Annotated in this window: 22 protein-coding genes; 12 read left to right on the top strand and 10 right to left on the bottom strand. The window is 70.9% G+C overall.

Translation table 11 applies throughout. The features are described 5' to 3' along the window. Positions 1 to 69: 69 nt before the first annotated feature. Positions 70 to 1125 carry an SPFH domain-containing protein gene (locus ACQPXG_RS45085; protein WP_433465279.1) on the top strand — a complete coding sequence of 352 codons (1056 nt, stop codon included), beginning with the start codon at positions 70 to 72 and terminating at the stop codon, positions 1123 to 1125. Positions 1126 to 1193: 68 nt separating this feature from the next. Here ACQPXG_RS45085 and ACQPXG_RS45080 read toward each other — a convergent pair whose 3' ends face one another. Continuing rightward, positions 1194 to 2411, bottom strand: a complete 1218-nt coding sequence (locus ACQPXG_RS45080) for an MFS transporter (RefSeq protein ID WP_433465278.1) — start codon at positions 2409 to 2411, stop codon at positions 1194 to 1196. Positions 2412 to 2494: 83 nt separating this feature from the next. Here ACQPXG_RS45080 and ACQPXG_RS45075 point away from each other — a divergent pair, with 83 nt between their 5' ends. Then, positions 2495 to 2992, top strand: coding sequence for a MarR family winged helix-turn-helix transcriptional regulator (locus ACQPXG_RS45075; RefSeq protein ID WP_433465277.1), 498 nt, complete (start codon positions 2495 to 2497; stop codon positions 2990 to 2992). Between the two features lie 101 nt (positions 2993 to 3093). Here ACQPXG_RS45075 and ACQPXG_RS45070 read toward each other — a convergent pair whose 3' ends face one another. Continuing rightward, a complete protein-coding gene (locus tag ACQPXG_RS45070) occupies positions 3094 to 3894 on the bottom strand; it encodes a hypothetical protein (protein ID WP_433465276.1) in 801 nt (266 codons plus the stop codon). Between the two features lie 152 nt (positions 3895 to 4046). After that, on the bottom strand, positions 4047 to 4994 hold the full coding sequence (locus ACQPXG_RS45065) for an NADP-dependent oxidoreductase (protein ID WP_433465275.1): 948 nt from the start codon (positions 4992 to 4994) through the stop codon (positions 4047 to 4049). A gap of 81 nt (positions 4995 to 5075) precedes the next feature. Between ACQPXG_RS45065 and ACQPXG_RS45060 the strand changes: the two genes are divergently transcribed. Further along, positions 5076 to 5477 (top strand): winged helix-turn-helix transcriptional regulator, encoded by a 402-nt coding sequence (locus tag ACQPXG_RS45060; RefSeq protein ID WP_433465274.1) that lies wholly within the window; start codon positions 5076 to 5078, stop codon positions 5475 to 5477. Here the strand turns inward: ACQPXG_RS45060 and ACQPXG_RS45055 are convergent. Next, a complete protein-coding gene (locus ACQPXG_RS45055; RefSeq protein WP_433465273.1) occupies positions 5469 to 5987 on the bottom strand; it encodes a helix-turn-helix domain-containing protein in 519 nt (172 codons plus the stop codon). The genes ACQPXG_RS45060 and ACQPXG_RS45055 overlap by 9 nt on opposite strands. Positions 5988 to 6285: 298 nt before the next feature. Between ACQPXG_RS45055 and ACQPXG_RS45050 the strand changes: the two genes are divergently transcribed. From ACQPXG_RS45050 to ACQPXG_RS45030, 5 genes are read left to right on the top strand one after another with little or no spacing between them, the layout of a single operon-like run. Continuing rightward, positions 6286 to 6651, top strand: coding sequence for a DUF4345 family protein (locus tag ACQPXG_RS45050; protein ID WP_433465272.1), 366 nt, complete (start codon positions 6286 to 6288; stop codon positions 6649 to 6651). A gap of 50 nt (positions 6652 to 6701) precedes the next feature. Continuing rightward, positions 6702 to 6860 carry a DUF4177 domain-containing protein gene (locus ACQPXG_RS45045; protein WP_021591512.1) on the top strand — a complete coding sequence of 53 codons (159 nt, stop codon included), beginning with the start codon at positions 6702 to 6704 and terminating at the stop codon, positions 6858 to 6860. A 25-nt stretch (positions 6861 to 6885) separates the two neighbouring features. Beyond that, entirely contained in the window at positions 6886 to 7347 is a 462-nt protein-coding gene (locus ACQPXG_RS45040; RefSeq protein WP_433465271.1) for a RidA family protein, read from the top strand. A gap of 34 nt (positions 7348 to 7381) precedes the next feature. After that, positions 7382 to 8236 (top strand): NUDIX hydrolase, encoded by an 855-nt coding sequence (locus tag ACQPXG_RS45035; protein WP_433465270.1) that lies wholly within the window; start codon positions 7382 to 7384, stop codon positions 8234 to 8236. A gap of 4 nt (positions 8237 to 8240) precedes the next feature. Continuing rightward, complete coding sequence (locus ACQPXG_RS45030; protein ID WP_433465269.1) at positions 8241 to 9152, top strand: MBL fold metallo-hydrolase; 912 nt, start codon at positions 8241 to 8243, stop codon at positions 9150 to 9152. A 3-nt stretch (positions 9153 to 9155) separates the two neighbouring features. On the opposite strand, the gene ACQPXG_RS45025 is transcribed toward ACQPXG_RS45030, so the two are convergent. Next, a complete protein-coding gene (locus ACQPXG_RS45025; protein WP_067483689.1) occupies positions 9156 to 9842 on the bottom strand; it encodes a Crp/Fnr family transcriptional regulator in 687 nt (228 codons plus the stop codon). Positions 9843 to 10070: 228 nt separating this feature from the next. On the opposite strand from ACQPXG_RS45025, the gene ACQPXG_RS45020 reads away from it, so the two are divergent. Further along, positions 10071 to 10697 (top strand): TetR/AcrR family transcriptional regulator, encoded by a 627-nt coding sequence (locus ACQPXG_RS45020; RefSeq protein WP_433465268.1) that lies wholly within the window; start codon positions 10071 to 10073, stop codon positions 10695 to 10697. A gap of 49 nt (positions 10698 to 10746) precedes the next feature. Here the strand turns inward: ACQPXG_RS45020 and ACQPXG_RS45015 are convergent, their stop codons facing one another. Further along, positions 10747 to 11628, bottom strand: a complete 882-nt coding sequence (locus ACQPXG_RS45015) for an SDR family NAD(P)-dependent oxidoreductase (protein WP_433465267.1) — start codon at positions 11626 to 11628, stop codon at positions 10747 to 10749. A gap of 135 nt (positions 11629 to 11763) precedes the next feature. On the opposite strand from ACQPXG_RS45015, the gene nth reads away from it, so the two are divergent. The 3 genes from nth (at position 11764) to ACQPXG_RS45000 (ending at position 14595) form a co-directional block, all read left to right on the top strand. Then, on the top strand, positions 11764 to 12504 hold the full coding sequence (nth, locus tag ACQPXG_RS45010) for an endonuclease III (protein WP_433465266.1): 741 nt from the start codon (positions 11764 to 11766) through the stop codon (positions 12502 to 12504). A 43-nt stretch (positions 12505 to 12547) separates the two neighbouring features. Further along, entirely contained in the window at positions 12548 to 13207 is a 660-nt protein-coding gene (locus ACQPXG_RS45005) for an NUDIX hydrolase (protein WP_433465265.1), read from the top strand. A 191-nt stretch (positions 13208 to 13398) separates the two neighbouring features. After that, positions 13399 to 14595 carry a MarP family serine protease gene (locus tag ACQPXG_RS45000; RefSeq protein ID WP_433465264.1) on the top strand — a complete coding sequence of 399 codons (1197 nt, stop codon included), beginning with the start codon at positions 13399 to 13401 and terminating at the stop codon, positions 14593 to 14595. Positions 14596 to 14651: 56 nt separating this feature from the next. Here ACQPXG_RS45000 and ACQPXG_RS44995 read toward each other — a convergent pair whose 3' ends face one another. From ACQPXG_RS44995 to nhaA, 4 genes are read right to left on the bottom strand one after another with little or no spacing between them, the layout of a single operon-like run. Further along, the gene (locus ACQPXG_RS44995) at positions 14652 to 15104 is read right to left on the bottom strand and encodes a DUF309 domain-containing protein (protein WP_433465263.1); all 453 of its coding nucleotides are present in this window, start codon (positions 15102 to 15104) and stop codon (positions 14652 to 14654) included. Positions 15105 to 15126: 22 nt separating this feature from the next. After that, entirely contained in the window at positions 15127 to 16050 is a 924-nt protein-coding gene (locus ACQPXG_RS44990; RefSeq protein ID WP_433465262.1) for an alpha/beta fold hydrolase, read from the bottom strand. An 8-nt stretch (positions 16051 to 16058) separates the two neighbouring features. Further along, positions 16059 to 16490 carry a phage holin family protein gene (locus tag ACQPXG_RS44985; protein ID WP_433465261.1) on the bottom strand — a complete coding sequence of 144 codons (432 nt, stop codon included), beginning with the start codon at positions 16488 to 16490 and terminating at the stop codon, positions 16059 to 16061. Between the two features lie 13 nt (positions 16491 to 16503). Further along, the gene (nhaA, locus tag ACQPXG_RS44980; protein ID WP_433465260.1) at positions 16504 to 17742 is read right to left on the bottom strand and encodes a Na+/H+ antiporter NhaA; all 1239 of its coding nucleotides are present in this window, start codon (positions 17740 to 17742) and stop codon (positions 16504 to 16506) included. Positions 17743 to 17780: the final 38 nt, after the last annotated feature.

Here is a 17780-nt window from a genome sequence, read left to right as displayed (position 1 = left end):
AAGCCCGCCGGAGCTCCGGGGGCGCGCGCTCCCGATGCCCCGGCACTCCACGCGAGAGAGGTGCCCGTGATGGAAGCGGTGGCGCTCGTCATCCTGCTCATCATCATCGTTGGCGGACTGATCGCCCTGTCCTCGTCGATCCGCATCGTCCAGCAGTTCGAGAACGGGATCGTGTTCCGGTTCGGGCAGGTCCAGCGGGACGGGCAGCTGCGTCCCGGCGCGGTGCGCAGGCCCGGCCTGACGATGATCCTGCCGATCATCGAGCGCATGCAGAAGGTCAGCCAGCAGACGATCACCATGGGGGTGCCCGCGCAGGACGGCATCACCCAGGACAACGTGAGCGTCCGTGTCGACGCCGTCGTCTACTTCCGGGTGGTCGACCCGGTGAAGGCGATCGTGAACGTCCACAACTACGGATACGCGGTCTCCCAGGTGGCGCAGACGTCGCTGCGGTCGGTCATCGGGCAGGCCGACATGCAGGAGCTGCTCGGCGAGCGCGAGAAGATCAACATGCGGCTGCGGGCGATCATCGACGAGATCACCGAGGGTCCGTGGGGCGTCCTGATCGAGCGGGTCGAGATCAAGGACGTGTCGCTGCCCGAGGGCATGAAGCGGTCGATGGCCCGGCAGGCGGAGGCGGAGCGGGAGCGCCGCGCCCGCATCATCACCGCGGACGGCGAGTTCCAGGCGTCCAAGCGGCTCGCCGCCGCCGCGGAGATCATGTCGCAGGACCCGGCGGCCCTCCAGCTGCGCCTGCTGCAGACGGTCGTGGAGGTCTCCGCCGAGAAGAACAGCACGCTGGTCATGCCGCTGCCGGTCGAGATCCTGCGGTTCTTCGAGCGCGCCGCGGGCGGGGCGGCGCGGTCCCAGGAGAGCGAGGAGGGCAGGCTCGGCCTCGCGGAGCGGCTTGCGAAGGCCGAGGAGGAGCTGGCGAAGGCGGCCGAGCAGCCGTCCACCCTGGAGTCGGCCGAGGACGTCCCGCCGGTCATCGGGCTGGACGAGCCTAAGCCGCACGGCGGATCGGCGGTGTCCGCGCCACAGGACGACCAGCAGCGCGGCATCGCCGGCGGGACCCCGGAGAACCCGGACGGCAGGGGCAAGGGCAACCGGCCCCCGCCCAACTGAACCGACCACTGACGACGGGCCGCCCCTCCAGGAGGGACGACCCGTCGTGGTCTCCCGGGACACGACTTTCAGTTCGCCGCCGGTAGTGGTGCCGTCTCGGGTGCCGTCAGGCGGCGGACGCCGGGAACGGCGGCCGTGCCCAGGCATGAGGCGGCGACCAGGACGGCAGCGGTCCAGAGTGGCACGGACGCGTTCCAGACGGATGCGGCCCATGGAGCGAGCGCGTAGCCGAGCGGCGCCGCGGCCAGTGACAGCAGCCAGTCGTAGGACGTCACCCGGGCCAGCGCCCGCGGCGGGATGCTCATCTGGACGACGGTCTCCCACGTCGGGTTGAGGACGCCGAGCCCGGTCAGCGCCAGCCCGTACGCGCCGATGACCAGGGGCGCGGGCGCCGCGAGGGCCAGCAGGGCGAGGGGCAGCGCGAGGGTGGCGAGGCCCACGTTCGCGACGAGCACGGGACGGCGGGGACGGACGCGGGACGCGAGCAGCGCACCGGCGACGAGTCCGATGGCACCCACCTGTACGGTCGCGATCCACGTCCCCTCGCCGCCGAGCCGCTCGACGGCGAGGGCCGGTCCGAGCGTGAGGAGGACGGCGGAGGCGCCGTTCCAGACGCCGTGCGCGATCAGGCTCGTCCAGTACCAGTCGCGTGAGCGGACCTCCGACCAGCCCTCCGCCAGGTCCTCGCGCAGCGAGCGCCGGGGGATCGGAACGTGCCGGACGCGTGTCACGGCGAGGAGCGCGGCGCTCGCGGCGAACGAGGCGGAGTCGAGCAGGAACGTCCACCCGGGGCCGACGGTCAGCACGAACGTTCCGGCGAGGGCCGGCCCGGCGAGCCGGGCGGCACCGTTCGCCGCGCTCATCAATGAGTTGGCCCGGTGCAGCCCGGACGGTTCCACGGTGCCGGCGACCAGCGGCGAGACGGTGGGCGTCTGGAACGCCGAGGCCGTACCGCCGATCGCCTGGGCGGCGGCGAGATGCCAGAGCCGCGGCTCGCCGCCCAGGAGTTCGAACGCGGCGAACAGTTGGGCCCCGGCGCTGACGAGGTCGGTGGCCAGCGCGGTGCGGCGTGCGCTGAACCGGTCCGCGACGACGCCGCCGATCGGCAGCAGGAGCAGGCGCGGCACCATCGCGCAGCCGAGCACGAGGGCCAGCGCGGAGGTGGAGCCCGTCGCGCGCAGGACGGCGAGCGCGAGCGCGGCGGGGACGGCGGCGTCGCCGGTCATGGACAGGACACGTGCGCCGAACAGCAACCGGAAGTCCCGGCCGCGCAAGGGGCTGGTCATGTTCCGCAATATAGTTCGCTACAGAATTATTCTTCAACGAGTTATTCTTCGGCGAACCAACTTGGCTGGATACGATCGCTCGCATGGGTGACAGGGACCGGACGGACGACCATGTGGCGCGGTGGACGCCGATCCTGCCCGATCTCGATCCGGACACCGAGGGCGCCGTGACCCGAATGGTGCATTTCGTCCAGCACATCAGGCACGTCCGCGAGCAACTCCTCGCCGCCTCCGGCCTGCAGCGGCATGAGTACGACACGCTGCACGCGCTCGCCGGACGGGGCGGGACCGCCGCACCCACGCAGCTCGCCGGTGATCTCGGCATGCCGCCGAACTCGATCACCGGGCGGCTGGACGCGCTGGAGCGCCGCGGCTTCGTCCGCCGGTCGCCGTCCGCCACCGACCGCCGCCGGGTCGTCGTCCAACTCACCCCCGCGGGACGCTCCGCCTGGCGGGACGCGCTGGACGGCGTCGGCGTCGAGGAGGACCGCCTGCTCGGCGCACTGGACCCCGAGGAGCGCCGCACGCTGTCCGACCTCCTGCGCCGCGTCATGCTCCGCGTCGAACAGAAGGCCCCGTAGCAGGCGCATCATCACCGAAAGGGAAGAGCGCGGGCGGATCCATGGGACCGCCCGCGCTCAGTGTGTGTTCCACCCGGCCCCTGGTGATCAGGGCCGGACGGTTACCCGGCCGGTGGCCGAGTCGCGACCGCGAACACGTTCTGCCCGAAGGGCAGGGACTTGCAGTCGAGGCGGCGGCTCAGCGGCACGACCGTGCGGTCGTACAGCCTCACCAGCCGCGGATCGGCGAACTCCTTGGGGGGACGGATCAGGTTGAAGAGCCCACCCAAGAGGTTGATGGGACGGCTGAATTCCACGTCCAGGCCGCCTTCCCAAAGGCTCTCCCACAGAGTCTCCGGCGCGTAACGCAACAGGCGGTTGGCCCGGACCTCGTCGAACTCGCTGAGCAGCTTCGGGAACGCCGCCTCCCACACGACGAACCGGCCACGTGGCTGGGTGACCTTGGTCAGTGCGCGGACGGCCCCCACGTCGTTGCTCATGTACCCGAGGACGTTGACCATGATCACGGTGTCCACAGGCTGGATGTCGGGCACACCCGGCAGCTCCAGGCGCAGGACCTCGGCGCCTCGGAAGTGTCGGAAGCGTCGCTCCAGGTGATCGACCCAGTTCTGGTCCCGGTCGGTCAGCACCAGGCGTTCGAGCCCGGCACCCTTCAGCCGGACGAGCCGGTCGGCGAACTCACCCGTCTGTTCGCCGACGATGAGCACCGAGCGGTCGACGTACGGCAGCGCCATCGCGACCTGGTAGTCGCGGTACCGATCGGCGTCACCGCTGGGCGTCCACGACAGGATCTCCTCCGGGGTGAGACCTTCGCCGCCGTCGCCGTCACCGGCGGTCGGCTTGACGATCTCCCGCTTCTGGACGAACGGCCCGAGAGGGTCCGGCAGTAGCGCTAAGGGCATGATCATCCTCCGTTTCGTTTGGGTACAGCTCAACCTGGGCGATTCACCCGGTTGAGCTGCACGGTTTCACTACTGACAGTCGGCGTTCGATCTTCGGCCGCAAGTGCCGGGACCATGACCGCCGCTCCGGTCGATCGTGCTGGTGCGTAGGGTCAGGGCAGTAGGACCAGGCGGCCGCGTAGGGCTTCTGCCTCCAGGCGCTCGTGGGCCTTGACGGCCTCTGCGAGGGGGAGGGCGTCGGCGACGCGTGGGGTGAGGTGGCCCTTGTCCACGAGGGTGCTGAGGTGGGCCAGTTGCGCGGCGTCGGCGCGTATCCACACGTTGTGGACGGTGATGCCCCGCAGCGGGACGGGCGTGGCCGGGCCGCCGCTGACCGCCACGAAGGCGCCCGCGTTCCGGACGGCGTCGAGCGCGGTCACCGAGAGCAACGCCGCGTCCAGGGCGCCGTCCACGCCGCCGGGGACGAGTGAGCGGACCGCGTCGCCCAGATGCACGCCGCGTGGCACGAACATCTCCGCGCCTAGCCCCCGGACCAGGGCCTCGTCCGAGGCGGAGGCCGCGGCCACGACATGGAGGCCGCGGTGGGCGGCGAGTTCCACCGCGTAGCCGCCGACGGCGCCCGCGGCCCCGGTGACCAGGAGTGTGCCGCCGGGCGGGAGGTCGAGAAGGTCGAGGGCCTGCAGGGCGGTCAGGCCGTTGAGCGGGATCGTCGAAGCCTCGGCCGGTGTGACCGACCGCGGGGCGGGGGCCACCGCGTCCGCGTCGAGGACGACGGCCTCCGCGTAGGTGCCGAGGGGGACGTCGAGCCGGTCCTTGAGGCCGATGACCTCGTCGCCGGCGGCGAACCGCGACATGCCGGCCCCGGCCGCGTCCACGGTGCCCGCGACGTCCCAGCCGATGCCGACCGCCGGGCGGGAGCCGAACGGGGGCATGAGGCCCGCGTCGGCCAGCACGCCCGAGCGGGTCACGGCGTCGACCGGATTGACCGCCGCGGCCGCCACGGCGATCCGCACCTGGCCCGGTCCGGGGACGGGGACCGGGACGTCGGAGGCCTCAAGGGCGCCGGGCCCGCCGGGTGTCTTCACAATGATCGCGCGCATGTCAGAACTGTCGTCGGAACAGCGGCGAGCCGGAAGAGGTTACTCCGGAGTGCGTTCGGTACCCGGAGGTGAGGCCGCAGCATGGCCACGATGACCGCGGCCCAGCGCCGCGAGAAGGAGAAGGCGGCGTTCGACGCCTACATGGACGCGTGCCCCACGCATCAGCTGATGGGCATCATCGGCAACAAGTGGAGCATGATGGTGCTCTCGGACCTGGCCCATGGGGCGCGCCGATACGCCGAGGTCGGCAAGGCTCTCCCAGGCGTCAGCGCGAAGATGCTCACGCAGACGCTCCGTTCCCTGGAACGGGACGGCTTCGTGGCGCGCACCGTGACTCCGTCCGTGCCGGTCCAGGTCGAGTACACGCTCACGCTGCTCGGTGAGCGGATCGTCCCTCTGCTCACCTCCGTGCAGGAGTGGGCCAACCGTCACATGGGTGAGGTCCAGGCCGCGCGTGACCAGTACGACGCGCAGTCAGGGTGAGCGGTCGCTGCGCAAGATCGTGAGCGGGATGGCCAGAAGCCGGGACGGTGTCAGCCCGAACGTGTCGTGAAAGGCGCTGCTCAGGTGGGACGGGCTGGAGAAGCCCGACTCGGCCGCCGCCCTGGTGAGATCGTGTCCCGCATCGAGTGATTCGGCCGCGCGCAGCATCCTCGACCAGAGCCGGTAGCGGCGGAAGCTCGTCCCGGTCTGCGCTTTGAAGAGATGCAGGAAGCGCGACACCGACAGGCCCGCCTCGGCGGCTAGAACTGCCGCGGTGACGGTGGAGGCGGGGTTCCGCAAGAGCCGTCGGGTGGCCTCATGGATTCGCTGGTCGAATGCCGTTCCCGACGAAGCCGGTGCCGCCTTGGTCAGCCACGACGCACCGTCAGAAAGACGCAGCAGGTCCTTCTCCGCTCGGTGGGTATGGCTCAGAGCGCCGTTCCTCGCTGTCATCTGGGCGCGGCAGGCATCCGCATAGGACGAGGCCGGGTCGAGGTAGCAGAAGGCCATTCGCCCGCCTTGCGCGTCCAGCCGGTGAAGGAGCCGCGGCGGAATCAGAACGCTCCGCGCTGCCACGGACGTCCGGCCGGGGACTTCCACAAGGACCGGAGCGTCAATGCCGACGGCCAGACAGGAAACCGATCCGGAGTGGACGCCGAGGTCCAGGGACGGGCCCGCGTAGAGCGCCTGGCCCGGCCACAGCCAAAGCGTGGCCGCGGCATCGGAGCACGTTCTTGAAAGCGGCTGCACGGAGAGTCGGCCCATCCTTCCGGTGAACGAACTCGGAGACTAACCGGAGGTCAGGCCCATGCCCACCACAGTGATAGCCGTTGTCGCGGTGTTCTTCCTAGGGATGGGCGTCTACGGCCTCGCCGCCCCTGCCGCGTTGATCCGGCCGTTCGGGGTGGTTCTCTCGTCAGGAGAGGCCCGCACCGAGGTTCGCGCCGTATACGGAGGGTTCGGCGTGGCAATGGCGGGTCTCCTCGCCGCGGCGGCGGCCGACGTGCACGAAATACGGCAGGGAGCCGTTCTCGCCGTGGCGCTCGCACTCGCCGGTATGGCGGTCGGGCGCCTCGTCGGACGGGTCGCCGACCGGTCGAACGGCTTCTATCCGATCTGGTTCTACTTCTGGGTCGAGACCCTGGGCGCGGGCGCACTTCTGGCCGTGCTCTGAGCGGTGGGTTCGAAGGGGGTCCGGGCGGGCCGATCGCTAGGGTGAGGGCCATGAAGAAGTGGGAGTACGCGACCGTTCCGCTGCTGGTGCACGCGACCAAGCAGATCCTCGATAACTGGGGCCAGGACGGGTGGGAGCTCGTCACCGTCCTGCCGGGGCCGAACCCGGAGAACCTCGTGGCTTACTTCAAGCGCGAAGTCCAGTCGTAGCACCGACCCCAGAGAGGGAGCAGTCATGAGCACGCCCGAAGAGCGGATCCGGGAACTGGGGATCGAGCTGCCGGAGGTCGTCCCGCCGGTCGCGTCGTACGTGCCGACGGCGCGGACGGGATCGCTCGTCTACACCGCCGGGCAGATCCCGCTGGTCAAGGGCGAGCTGGGCGTCACCGGGAAGGTCGGTGCCGAGGTCGGCGCCGAGGAGGCGGCGAGGCAGGCGCGCATCTGCGCGCTGAACGCGGTCGCGGCGCTGAAGGCGGAGGTCGGCGAGCTGTCGCGGGTCGTCCGGATCGTGAAGGTCGTCGGGTTCGTCGCCAGCGCTCCGGACTTCCACGGCCAGCCCCAGGTGATCAATGGGGCGAGCGACCTGCTGAGCGAGGTGTTCGGGGACGCGGGCAAGCACGCCCGCAGCGCCGTGGGCGTCGCCGTCCTGCCCCGCGACGTGCCGGTCGAGGTGGAGCTGATCGCCGAGGTCTCTTGACGGAATGCCATTCGGTATGTCCGAATGGGCCGCCATGAGGATCACCAACGGGCTCAAGCTGCCGGCGTCGTTCCTGGACCAGGTCGAGGCCGTCCAGGACGGCCGCGCCGAGCCCGCGCCGGCGAAGCACGCGGCGACCGTGGTCGTGCTGCGCGACCACGCCAGGCACGGGCTGCAGGCGTTCATGCTGCGCCGCGTCCGGTCGATGGCGTTCGCCCCCGGCGCCTACGTGTTCCCCGGCGGATCGGTCGACCCGCGCGACGGGGAGGCGGCGCTGGCGTGGTCCGGCCCGTCCCCCGCCGAGTGGGGCGCCGCGTTCAAGGCGGACGAGACGCTGGCCCGCGAGCTGGTCTGCGCGGCCGTCAGGGAGATGTTCGAGGAGACGCTCGTCCTGCTCGCCGGCCCGACCGGTGAGACGGTCGTGGACGACACGCGCGGGGACGACTGGGAGGCCGACCGGCAGGCACTGCTGGACCGTTCCCAGTCGTTCGGCGGGTTCCTCGACCGGCGCGGCCTCGTGCTGCGCTCGGACCTGCTGCGCCCGTGGGCGCACTGGATCACCCCGAAGATCGAGCCGAAGCGCTACGACACCCGCTTCTTCGTCGCCGCCATGCCGGGCGGGCAGCGGGCCAGGGACGTCAGCACCGAGGCCGACCAGGTCGCCTGGGTGCGCCCGGCGGAGGCGGCCGAGCGGGTGGCGGCCGGCGAGTGGACGATGCTCCCGCCGACCATCGCGACGCTCGCCGAGCTCGCCGAGTTCGACACGGTGGCGGACGTGCTGGCCGCGCCGCGCGAGATCGTCGTCTACGAGCCCGTCGCGGAGATCATCGACGGTGACCCGTATCTCGTCCTGCCGGAGAGCGTCGCGCGGCACTATCCGCAGGGGTGAGGCCGTGCGCCGCCGGATGCCGCTGAACCAGTCCCTCATGTGGCGGCTGGCGGGCACGTCCGCGCTGCGGCGGCTGGAGCGTCTCGGCTGGAACCCGGCCCGTCACCCGGATCGGGCCTCGGGCAGGATGGGGGATATGACGGAGATCGACGGGATGGGTACCGACCGGGCGACCTGCGTGCTCGCCCCGAACCCGTCCGCCATGACCCTGGACGGCACCAACACCTGGATCATCGCCGAGCCCGGATCCGATCAGGCCGTCATCGTCGATCCCGGCCCGAAGGACGGCACGCACCTCCGGCGCGTCCTGGACACCGTCGAGGCCCGGGGACGGCGGGTCGGCCTCGTCCTGCTGACGCACGGCCACCCGGACCACTCCGCCGGGGCCGGAAAGTTCGCCAAGCTGGCCGGCGGAGTCAATGTGCGGGCGCTCGACCCCAGGCACCGGCTCGGCGACGAGGGGCTCTGCGAAGGGGACGTCGTCACCACCGGCGGGCTGGAGCTGCGGATCATGGAGACGCCGGGCCACAGCGACGACTCGCTGACGTTCTGGCTTCCGGCGGACGGCGCCGTCCTCACCGGCGACACCGTCCTCGGGTACGGGACGACCGTCCTGGAGGGGAGGCTGGGCGACTACCTCGGCTCGCTCGACCGGCTCCGGAAGTTCTCGGCCGACGTGGAGGCCGCGACGATCCTCCCCGGCCACGGGCCCAAGCTGGACGACCCCATCGCCGTCCTCGACCACTACATCGACCATCGCCGCGAGCGGCTCGCCCAGGTCGAGGCCGCCGTAGCCGCGGGCGCGCGCACGGCACGCGAGGTCGTCGAACGCGTCTACGCCGACGTCGACAAGTCCCTTTGGCCCGCGGCCGAATGGTCCGTCCAGTCCCAGCTGGACTATCTCAACGAGCGGTGACCCTTACTTCGAGCGCTTGCGCAGGCGTTCGATGTCGAGGATGACGACGGCGCGGGCCTCGATGCGCAGCCAGTTGCGCTGGGCGAAGTCGGCGAGGGCCTTGTTGACGGTCTCCCGGGAGGCGCCGACGAGCTGGGCCAGTTCCTCCTGGGTGAGGTCGTGGTGCACGTGGAGGCCCGCCTCGGACGGCTGGCCGAACCGCTCCGCCAGGTCGAGCAGCGCCTTGGCGACCCGTCCTGGGACGTCGGTGAAGACGAGGTCGGCCATCACGTCGTTGGTCTTGCGGAGCCGCTGCGCCAGCGCGCGGAGCAGCTGGACGGCGACCTCGGGGTGGCCGGTGAGCCAGGGCCGCAGGTCGTCATGGCCGAGCCCGGCGAGACGGCACTCGGTGACCGCGATGGCGCTCGCCGTGCGGGGGCGCGGGTCGAACAGCGACAGCTCGCCGAACATCTCGCTCGGGCCGAGCACGCTCAGCAGGTTCTCCCGGCCGTCCGGGGCCGTCCGGGTCAGCTTGATCTTGCCCTCCAGGACGACGTACAGCCGGTCCCCGGTCTCGCCCTCGTTGAACAGGGTCTGGCCGCGGGCGAGCCGCACCTCGGTCACGTTGGCGCGCAGCGCCTTGGCGCCCTGCTCGTCGAGTGCCTCGAAGAGCGGGGCTCTGCTCAGAACGTCCACGTCGCGATCGGTCACGCTTCTCCTCCTCGAACACCTACAACCTAGTGTGACGTACGTCCCACCGCGTACGTGAAGGCAGGGTCACGGCGCGCCGAAACGCGGGACCGGGTCTGGCGTCCCGTGAACGGGTCCGGTCCCGTTCGCCCAGTGTACGGACCATCGGGTGAATGCCATCACACCGGTCTCATCACCTGTTACCGGACGACCTCGGCGGGGTAGCAAGCGGTGCCTTACCCTGATCGGATGACCGAACCGCGCCGGCTTCCCAGAGGGCGTCACGCGCTGTCCCGTTCGGAGGTCGACCGGGTGCACCGCGACCGTCTCTGCGGGGCGATGGCGGCGGCCATGGCGGAAAAGGGATATGTGGCAACGTCCGTAGAGGACGTGCTGAAACGCGCCCGGGTGTCGCGGCAGAGCTTCTACGGGCTGTTCTCGTCCAAGCTCGACTGCTTCATGGCCGCGTTCGACCAGGCGAGCGAGTTCCTCCGCCTCCACCTGCAGGACACCATCCGGCAGGCCGCCGTCGGCGACGCGGCGGAAAGATTCGAGCGAGCGTTCACCACCTACCTGGAGACGCTGGCGCTGGACCCCGGGTACGCACGGCTGTTCCTGGTGGAGGTCTACGCCGCCGGGCCGGAGGCCATCCGGCGGCGCACCGAGGTGCAGCACGTCCTGGCGGAGGGCCTCGCGGACCTCATGGGCGTGACGGGGGAGACGGCCCGGTTCGCGTGCCAGATCGTGGTGTCGGCGGTGAGCACGATGGTGACGCCCGCCGTCGCGGAGGGCGACATGGAGGCCCTGCGGGCGGTCGGGCCCCCGGTCATCGAGCACATGCGGCTCCTATTGCGATCGGGTGTCCTGGACGGCTGACGCCGGCCACTGGGCGGTCGGGTCTGCGCGCCGAATACGGTTCTGGCCGTCAGTGATCAGGGTCCGGCTGTGGCGTGGTCAGCTCGACCTGCTCGTTCCTGGCGATGTCCAGGATGTCGCGGAGCCCGCGCTGGACCGCGTGGTCGACGACGGGTTGCACGACCATCCGGATCGGCAGAACACCGCCGACCCACCACGGAGCGGCGATCCGCCTGGAACGGCGTGCGATTCCACGTTCCAGGGCGTCGATGCCCACGCGCAATGGTGTGACGCCTGAGCCGAAGCTGTTCTTTGGTGCCGCACGCATCAGGGCGGACGCCGCCTCGGTGCCGAACCCCCGTCGTGTCATGTCGGTGTCGAGTTCTGCGAAGTAGGCGACACCGGCCTTGGCGCCCCAAGGGCGCAGCTCGGCCCGCAGTGTGTTGCCCAATGCCTCTACCGCGGCCTTGGACGCGCTGTAGGCGCCGAGCAGAGGCGCTTGGACGGCCGCCGCCAGCGACGACACGGCCAGCGCATAGCCGCGCTCATGGCTGATGTGGGGTCCGGCCGCGCGGAGCGTGTTGTGGACGCCCAGAACATTCACCCGCAGGCTCTGCTCCAGGACGGACGGGTCGCCCGCTATGACCGGCATCTGCGCGGCCACCCCGGCGTTGGCCACGATCACGTCCAGCCCGCCCAGTCCCCGGACGGCGCTGTTCACGACCTCCTCGACCCTGGCGCGGTCGGTCACGTCGCACGTCCACCAGGGCGCCGCCCCGCACGTCTCGGCGACGACGGCGAGCCGCTCGGGTTCCAGGCCGGCGAGGGCCACCCGCGCGCCGCGTTCGTGGAGCCGGCCGGCGAGCGCCGCGCCGATCCCCCGCGCGGCCCCTGTGATCAGCACGCGCCGCCCGGTGAGGGTCGCCGCCCACCGCGCGGAGTCACGCATCATGCGCCGACCCTAACAATAAGGAACAGGCCTGTATTTTTGACATTCTGGCCGATCCGTGCCATCCGGCGGCGAACGGGTCCCGGCCGGCCCGCTCGTCCCGCCAGAGGGTGCCGACAAGGCTCTAGGCTTGCCGGTATGGCGACGGAGGCGTCCCCGAAGGCGCGGGCTCGGAAGTGGAAGGACGAGACACGCCTGGGGCTGGTGCGGCGGGCGCGCCGGATCAACCGCATCCTGGCCGAGACGTACCCGGACGCCCACTGCGAGCTGAACTTCGGCACCCCGTTCCAGCTCCTCGTGGCGACCGTGCTGTCGGCGCAGACGACCGACGTGCGGGTCAACCTGACCACTCCCGCGCTGTTCGCCAAGTACCCGACTCCCGAGGACCTGGCCGCCGCCGACCCCGAGGACGTCGAGGCCATCCTGAAACCCACCGGGTTCTTCCGCGCCAAGACGAAGTCGGTCATGGGGCTGTCCGCCGCACTGCGCGACCAGTTCGGCGGTGAGGTCCCAGGGCGTCTCGAAGACCTCGTCAAGCTGCCCGGGGTCGGACGTAAGACGGCCAACGTCGTCCTGGGGAACGCGTTCGACGTCCCCGGAATCACCGTCGACACCCACTTCGGCCGTCTGGCCCGGAGATTCGCCTGGACGACCGAAGACGACCCCGTGAAGGTCGAACAGGAGATCGGCGAGCTCATCCCGCGCAAGGACTGGACGATGCTGTCCCACAGGCTGATCTGGCACGGGCGCCGCATCTGCCATGCCCGCCGCCCGGCCTGCGGGGCGTGCCCGCTCGCGCGGCTGTGCCCGTCCTTCGGCGAGGGGCCGACGGACGAGGAGACCGCCCGCAAGCTCGTCAAGCCCGGCCCCTTCTCGTGAGGCGGCCGGGAAGGAAAGAGGCGGTCCGGGAGTTGGGACCCACGTGACCGACACCACCCCCGACACACCCGCCTGGCTCGACCGCTTCCTCGTGGAGGGGCCGAGGATGCCGGTCCCGCCCATGTTCCGGCCCGCCCCCGCCGCTCGTGCCGCCGCCGTCCTGATCCTGTTCGGCGAGGGACCGGACGGTCCGGACGTCCTGCTCACCGAGCGCGCCGCCACGCTGAACAACCACGCCGGGCAGCCCGCGTTCCCCGGCGGCCGCATCGACCCCGAGGACGACGGTGCCGTGGGGGCGGCGCTGCGCGAGGCGTGGGAGGAGGCCGGCGTCGAGCCGTCCGGCGTGGACGTCCTCTGCACGCTGCCGGAGCTGTACCTGTCGCGCAGCGAGCACCGGGTCACGCCCGTCGCCGGCTGGTGGCGGGAGCCGTCGGAGATCGCGCCCGGCCATCCGGGGGAGGTCGCGACGGTCGCGCGCGTCCCGCTCGGCGAGCTGGTCGATCCGGAGAACCGGGTCATGGTGCGGCACCCGTCCGGGTTCAGGCTCGGTCCCGCCTTCCATGTCCGGGACATGCTCGTGTGGGGGTTCACCGCGGCGCTGCTGATCCAGGTTCTGGACGCCGGCGGCTGGAACCGGCCGTGGGACATGTCCCGCGTCGAGGACCTGCCCGAGGACGTCCTGGATCTCGCCTCCCGCGGATGAGAAACCCGTTCGTTCCCGAAAAAGGCCTCCCCTGCCGCCGAGCCGGCGGACGAGCCGCAGGTCAGGTGCCTGTTCGCAGTGTGTACGGCGATGGTCACGGTCGCGTGTCACACCTGACGGCTACCCGGCGCATCCGAATCTGGTACATCGAGGGGACGTGAACCGGCGGCGCGGCACAGTACGGTGAAGCGGTGCTGGGCGACCACGTTCTCGACGTCATCCTGCTCGTGCTCGTCGTGCTGTTCGGAGTCTCGGGCTACCGGCAGGGCTTCATCGTGAGCCTGCTGAGCTTCGTCGGCTTCGTCGGCGGCGGTGTCATCGGGGTGCTGATCGCACCGCCGATCGCCGAGGCGGCGGTGGACGGCGCGGCGCAGCAGGCGCTGCTCGCCATCGTGATCGCGTTCCTGACCGCCACCCTCGGACAGCTGGTCGCCTCGTCCCTCGGCGCCGTGCTGCGCAACCGGGTGACCGGCATGAACGCCCGCACCGCCGACGCGGTCGGCGGCACCTTCGTCAGCGCGCTGTCGCTGCTGATCGTCGCCTGGTTCTTCGGCAGCCTGGTCGCCAACTCCGAGTTCAAGCCCGTCCGGACGCAGGTCAAGGGCTCCTCGGTCATCAACGGCATCAACGACGTGATGCCGACGCAGGCGCAGACGTGGTTCACCTCGTTCCAGGGGTTCGTGAAGAGCAGCGAGTTCCCGCAGGTATTCAACGGCCTGGGCGGCGAGTCGGTGGTGCAGGTGCCGCCGCCGGACGAGTCCGTGCTGAACACCCGGGGGCTGCGGGCCGCAAAGAACAGCATCGTGAAGGTGGTCAGCACGGCGCCGCAGTGCCAGCGCCGCATCGAGGGCACCGGGTTCGTGTTCGCGCCGCAGCACATCATGACCAACGCGCACGTCGTCGCCGGCGCGCGCGGCTCGTCGGTCGTCATGTCGATCAACGGCAACAGCAACCGGGGACGGGTCGTGCTGTACGACCCCAAGCGGGACATCGCCGTCCTGTACGTGCCGAACCTGCGGGCGCCGGCGCTGCAGTTCGCCAAAGAGGCCCGTGTGCGGGACGACGCGATCATCGCAGGGTTCCCGAAGAACCAGCCGTTCACGCCGGGGGCCGCCCGCATCCGCGCCCGGCAGACGGCGCGCGGCCCGGACATCTACCACTCCGGCCAGGTCACCCGCGAGATCTACGCGATCCGCGGCAAGGTCGAGCCGGGCAACTCGGGCGGTCCGCTGCTGACCACGGACGGCCGCGTCTACGGGGTCATCTTCGCGGCGGCCCTGGACACGGCCTCCACCGGCTACGCGCTCACCTCGGAAGAGGTCGCGCCGGACGCGCGCGCGGGCGCGAACGCCACTGAACCGGTCTCGACGCAGAACTGCTCTGACTAAGAGGCCGCGCTGAGGCAGGTGGGCGTGAACCCCCGCCAGGCCAGTGTCGGCGCTGGCTAGTTCGCTGTGAGGCGGAGGGAGATGGGGCCGTCCTCGGGGTGCTTGGCCAGGCCCCGGGCGCGCTGGACGATTCCTTCGACGTCGATGCCGTGCAGTGGGGCGTCCTGGTACGGGACGAGGCGGTCGGCGGCGCGGCTGAGGAGGGCATCGGCGCCGCGTGCGTTTCCCCGGCGGAGGTGGGTCATCCCTACGGCGACCTGGGCCAGACCCCGCCACAGTTCCCGTTCGGGCTCTGGCGCCGCCTTCCAGACCGCTTCCAGTACTTCGTGGGCGTGGAACGGGCGGTCGGCGTCCAAAAGACGTTGTGCCTCGGCCAGGGCTTCCTCTGGGGGCATGTCGAGGTCGTCCGGCATCGTCGGTATGCCGGTGGTGCCATGCGGCAGCGGACGTCCGTACGCGTCGCGTGGTCGTGCGTTGCGTGGGCGTCCAGACTCGTCTCGATCCCGCATGCCTCCACGGTACGCGTGGGCTTCAGCGTTCGGGCTCCGGGTCGGCGAGCCAGCCGAGCAGCTGGGCGTCGAACGCTCGCGGACGTTCCTGGTGGGGGAAATGCCCCGCGCCCTCGATGAGCTTCCAGCGGTAGGCGGCCGTCACGTAGCGGCCAGAGCCCTGAGCACTGGCGGGGAGCGTGCACGTGTCCAGCGCACCGTGCAGTTGAAGTGTCGGTGCCTGGATGGGGGCGCGCATGCGGTGCGCGTAGCGGATGCCGTCCGGACGGGCCAGCGACCGGATGAGCCAGCGGTGGTACTCCAGCGCGCTGTGGGCGGCCCCAGGGATCTGCACCGCCTTCCTCACCAACCGCTCTGTGTGCTCGTCCGGCCAGCCGGGGCCGGACCAGTCGTGCAGCAGCTTCCCGGCAAGAGCCGCGTCGTCGCGGACCAGGCGCTTTTCGGGCCACATCGGAAGCTGGAAGCCGAACGTGTGACGGGCCGCCCATCCCTGTCCCCGCGGGTCGCCGGCGATGGCCTGCCGCAGCCGCAGCGGATGCGGGGCGCTCACCACCGCCAGCCGCTGGACGGTCTTCGGGTGGTAGACCGCCGTCGTCCAGGCGAGCAGCCCGCCCCAGTCGTGCCCGACGACGATCGCGTTGGCCTCGCCCAGGGCGCGGACCAGCCCGGCGGCGTCTCCGGCCAGCGTGACCAGGTCGTAGCCGCGCGGAGGCTTGTCGCTGCCGCCGTAACCGCGCAGGTCGACGGCCGCCGCACGGTAGCCCGCGGCGGCCAGCGAGACGAGCTGGTGGTGCCATGACCACCAGAACTCGGGGAAGCCGTGCAGCAGCAGGACGAGCGGCCCCTCACCGGCCTCGGCGACGTGGAAGCGCGTCCCGCCGGCACTGACCTGACGGTGCGTCCACGGGCCGTCGACCTCGATCAGCGACGCGTCGTGCCCGGACATGGCGTCGGTCAGCCCGTCAGCTCGGGGGTGTCGGAGTCACCGCGGCGGCGGAGGGCGGACAGATCGTCCTTCAGCGTCTTCCGGGTGCGCTTCGCGCCCTCGATCTTGCCCATCCGCCACTTGCCGAACAGGACCAGCAGGCCCGCGAGAAGCCCGTACACGGCCGCCACGATGAGGAACGCGGCCCAGTGCCAGATGCCGAGCCCGACCAGGCCGTAGGCGAAGGCGATCGACAGCAGGATGACGATGAGCCCGCCGATCAGGCCGGCGGCACTGAACGACGCACCGCCGATCGCGGCCTTCTTGGCGTCGGCCTTCAGCTCCAGCTTGGCCAGGTCCATCTCCGCCCTGATCAGGTTGGAGATGTTGCTCGACGCCAGTGCGACCAGTTCGCCGACGGACTTGTCCTCGACGCGCTCGCCCGGTACTGCCTCGGACATATCGCTTTTCTCCTTAGCCCGGGCGCGCGCGCAGACGCACCCTTCTCCGGAAGACGACGGCGGCGGCCGCCGAGGCGAGAACGCTCGCGATCAGGACCGCAGTCGTCACTCTCTCGAATTGTGACGGGTCGGTATAGGCCAAACCGCCGATCAGCAGCGAAACGGTGAAACCCACCCCGGCGAGCAGCGCGACTCCCGCGATCTCATGCCAGTGCAATTCCTCCCCGAGCGTCGCCAGGCCGAGCCGGACGGCCGCCCAGGCGCCGCCGAAGACCCCCAAGAACTTACCGATCACGAGCCCGGCGATCACGCCGAGGGCCACCCGGTCGGTGAACACGGCACCCAGCTGGGATGCGCCGAGCCCCACACCGGCCGACACGAACGCGAACACCGGCACGGCCACGCCCGCGGAGAAGGGCCGCAGTGCATGGTCGGCTCGTTCGGCGTTCGTCGGCCGTCCGTCCGGCGTCTCCTTGGGGCTGGTGAGCATACCGAGCGCCACACCCGCGACCGTGGCGTGGATCCCGCTCCGCTGAAGGCAGTACCAGGCCAGGACGGCGAGAGGCACGTACACCCATGGCGTGCGGACGCGTTTGTACTGGAGGAGCCCGTACACACTGATCAGGACTACGCAGAGCCCTAGCGGCGTCCAGTGCAGGGTGTCGGTGTAGAAGAGCGCGATGATGGTGATGGCTATCAGGTCGTCGACCACGGCCAGGGTCAGAAGGAAGGCGCGCAGAGGCGGCGGGCACGAGGTGAACGTCACGGCGAGCACCGCCAGCGCGAATGCGATGTCGGTCGCCGTCGGCACCGCCCACCCGCTGGACGCCCCCGGCTCGCCAGCGCTCACCGCCAGGAAGATCAGCGCCGGCGTCACCACCCCGGCGAAGGCCGCGATCACCGGCAACGCCGCGTCCCGCGGATTGCGCAGCTCGCCGTGCGTCAGCTCCTCGCGCAACTCCAGGCCGGCGATGAAGAAGAAGACCGCCAGCAATGCGCTCGACGCCCAGTGCTGCACGTCCATGTGCCCGAGGTGGAGCCAGTGCGGGCTGATCTCGAACGTCTGGAGGCTCTTGTACTGGTGGGCCCAGGGCGTGTTGGCCCACACCAGCGCGGCGATCGCCGCGAGCAGCATCACCACACCGCCGATCGTCTCCGTGCGGAGGGCACTGGCGACCTGCGCGCCGTAGCGGACGGTGGGGCGGAACGGCCACGTTGCGGCAACGCGGCGTTTCACGGTCGGGCGCGCCATGGAGAACCTCTGGGAAAGTGGCGGACGGTCGGGCAAGG

Origin of the sequence: Spirillospora sp. CA-128828 (assembly GCF_050945415.1) — a bacterium.
In the GTDB taxonomy this organism is placed as follows: Bacteria; Actinomycetota; Actinomycetes; order Streptosporangiales; family Streptosporangiaceae; genus Spirillospora.
This window is presented reverse-complemented; position numbering and strand designations above follow the sequence as displayed.